This is a genomic window from Pseudoflavonifractor capillosus (genome assembly GCF_016899775.1).
GTDB lineage: Bacteria > Bacillota > Clostridia > Oscillospirales > Oscillospiraceae > Lawsonibacter.
The window spans coordinates 1-2,917 of sequence record NZ_JACJJE010000112.1 but is presented as its reverse complement, the minus strand read 5'-3'; the positions used below and the strand labels follow the sequence as shown (position 1 = coordinate 2,917).

Annotated in this window: 3 protein-coding genes; all 3 read right to left on the bottom strand. The window is 52.0% G+C overall.

The features are described 5' to 3' along the window. On the bottom strand, window positions 1-470 hold a 470-nt coding region (locus H6B31_RS16375; RefSeq protein WP_204899479.1), incomplete at its 3' end, for a recombinase family protein. Beyond that, on the bottom strand, window positions 467-1,219 hold the full coding sequence (locus tag H6B31_RS16370) for a recombinase family protein (protein ID WP_204899478.1): 753 nt from the start codon (window positions 1,217-1,219) through the stop codon (window positions 467-469). The genes H6B31_RS16370 and H6B31_RS16375, both read right to left, overlap by 4 nt. Beyond that, a complete protein-coding gene (locus H6B31_RS16365) occupies window positions 1,219-2,826 on the bottom strand; it encodes a recombinase family protein (RefSeq protein WP_204899477.1) in 1,608 nt (535 codons plus the stop codon). The genes H6B31_RS16370 and H6B31_RS16365 overlap by 1 nt, the downstream gene beginning before the upstream one ends. Between the last annotated feature and the right edge of the window lie 91 nt (window positions 2,827-2,917).

The following is a 2,917-nucleotide window of genomic DNA, read 5'->3' as shown; positions in this document are numbered from 1 at the left end:
TCAGCCTGGGCGAAGGCTCCATGGAGGGTGATCAGGAACTCGCTCTCTGGGTGGATGGAGTTGATATTCTGCTCCTCGAAAATCACTGGGATTCCCAGACTTCGCAGCTCTCTGGTAAAGTTGAGGGTGTCCACTGTGTTCCGGGCGAAGCGGGAGACGGACTTGGCCAGAATCATATCGATCTTTCCCTGGCGGCACTGGCGGATCATCCGCAGAAATTCCTTCCGCTTATTAGCGGAGGTTCCCGTGATACCCTCGTCCGCAAACACACCGGCCATGGTCCAGTTAGGTTCCTTCATGATCTTCTCCGTGTAGTAGGAGAGCTGGTTTTGATAGCTGGTGAGCTGTTCCTCGCTATCAGTGGAAACCCGGCAGTATGCGGCGACCCGCAGATTCCGTTTTCTCTCCTGCTCCTGGGGTGTCTCCGCCTTGGCGGGGATAACGATGACCTTGGGAGCGTTATCTGTCATTGGTTGGTTCCTCCCTCCATAGTCTGATGGTTTTTCAGCAGAATTGTAACCCTTCTGCCGGCGTATGTGATTTGCCGGACGCTCTCATGCAGGAGCTCTTGGTTTAGCTCACTCATGGGACTATGGGTCTGGAACAACCTCTGGAGCCGCTCTGTCTCATATTCCTCCGGCCCGATGGCGTTCAGCTGGAGTTCTGCCAGGTGGAGGGCCATCTTTCTAGCACGATCCTCGTCCACTGGCGGGGTGTTCAGCAGATCGTCCAGCTCCTGACGGAGCCGGATGACTTCCGCAGGCAGGGCATTCTCACGGTGAGGACAGCGAAGCTGTTCCGGGCGGGCGATCAGGTTGTTCAGAACCGCCAGCACCTGCCGCTCCACCCAGGGGGGCGGGGAGCCGCCGCACAGCCGGCGCAGCTCCTTCTGGGCAGGGGTTTTCCGCGGGGGCGCCGACTGCTTCTGCCGGCGGGACTGGACTGCGTCAAACTGTTCCTGGGAAATCAGGGGAGGATAATCGCACTGGCCGGTGTACTTGGAGTTCTCCAAAATGCGGGCCACCATGTTTTTGTTCCACAGCTTTTCCACCTCATAGGGGACGTCCCCCTTTTCCAGAGCCTCTATCAAGTCATTGTAGGATGCCCCGGCCAGATAGGACTGGAAGATCCAGCAAACCACAGAGGCTTCCTGCTCCTGGATCACGATCTCGCCCCACTCCATTTTGTAGCCGAAGGGCTGTTTTCGGTTGGATGCCATCACCGCACCGTCCTCTCGATGTTCTCTGTCAGCTCCAGGCCGTTGATAAGCCGGAACCGCAGACGTTCATTGCTCTCCACGATGATTTTATCGACGATCTCGCGGAACAGCTCCTCGTCGAAGGTATCCAGAAATTCCGGAGCAGCTTCCAAGGTTTCCAGTAGGACTCGTGTCTGGTGGATAGTTGGATTTTCCTCGGATTCCAAGAGCCGCTCCTTTTCCAGCTTGACGGCACGAAGCTGTTCCGCCAGAGCGTCCCGGCGGGAGATAAAAATATCAGGATCCACTAACCCCTGGTGTTTCAACTGGGTCAGTAAGCGATCCTGACGGGTGATGTCTGCGATTTGGTCATTGAGTTCTACAATATCCACACTCCAAAGCATCTTGCCGGTGCGGGCGGCTTGGAGATCTGCAAGTAAACAGGATAAAAGAGAAGTACCTTGGTGTTTGAGCTTATAATACAGTCGAAGAAAGCTCCCCTGTATTGTGAACTCTGGGATCTGACGATTCCGGCATAGTTCCTTACCAGCATCATGGGTTCGGCACACATGATAGATGATACCTCTAGTAGTCCGTGTCCGAAATGCAGAGCCGCAGCATCCACATTCCAGATACCCACGCAGTGGCGACTGCTTTATCTCTGCGGTAAAAAATTTTTCTTTTCTCTTGTTCAGAAGCGTTTGGACTTGTTGAAACATGTCCTGATCTATTATTTCAGGGTGCGAATGGAGGGCAAGGTATTTCTGCTTCTCTCCTCGATTTATTTTATAGTGCCTGGGAAGCGTTGAGGTTCGAAATGATTTCTGCCATAGAAAATTTCCTGTATAAGTTTCATTTTTTAAGATTCGAGCAATTGCATGTACAGTCCACTGATAGGAGTGCAATACTGGAGTTGTTTTCTGCTGTTTACTCAGGTCTTTTGCGATTTCTTCAGTACTTCTGCCATTTAGAAAATCAGTATAAATTTTATGTATGTAGTTTGCCTGTATTTCATCAATGATGATTTCGCCATTCTGATTTTTCTTGTAACCAAAGGGTAAGGAGGACGGGATATAAGTTCCATTTGCCATCCGCTGCTGGACACCCCAGCGGGTATTGTCTGAAATATTCTCGCTCTCCTTCTGGTCTATCATAGCAAAGATGGCGACCAGCAGTTCCCCGGAGAGTTCGGCGGTGTCGATATTCTGCTCCTCAAAGCATACACTGACATCCAGCGCCTTCAGCTCCCGGACCGCCTCCAGGCACTCCTTAGCGTTTCGGGCAAACCGTGAGGAGGACTTGACGAGGATTCTGTCGATTCGTCCCCGCCGGCAGTCCGCCAGGAGCCGCTGGAAATCTTCTCGTTTCTCGGCGGAGGTACCTGTGATCCCCTTATCCGCATAGACGTCCACAAATTCCCACTCCGGATTGCTGGTGATGAGTTCCGTGTAGTGAGCATTCTGAGCTGCGTAAGAGTTCAGCTGATCCTCTGAGTTAGAACTCACTCGGGCGTATGCGGCTACCCGTAGCTTTCTGGTCTGTTCTGGGGTGTTGGCTGGGATCACCACAACGCAGGGACTTTTTAGGGCGAGAGAACCGTTTACCTTTTTCTGTTCCTGCTTCTTCACAATACTTTCACCTCTTTTGCAACACACAATACCAGAAACCGTTTAAAATATCTATATCCAAAGAACACAAAAATCAGAGAGAAACAATGAC

Excerpts from the sequence above, each read along its gene's own strand:
- H6B31_RS16370 (WP_204899478.1), bottom strand. The coding sequence starts at position 1,219 with ATGGCATCCAACCGAAAACAGCCCTTCGGCTACAAAATGGAGTGGGGC.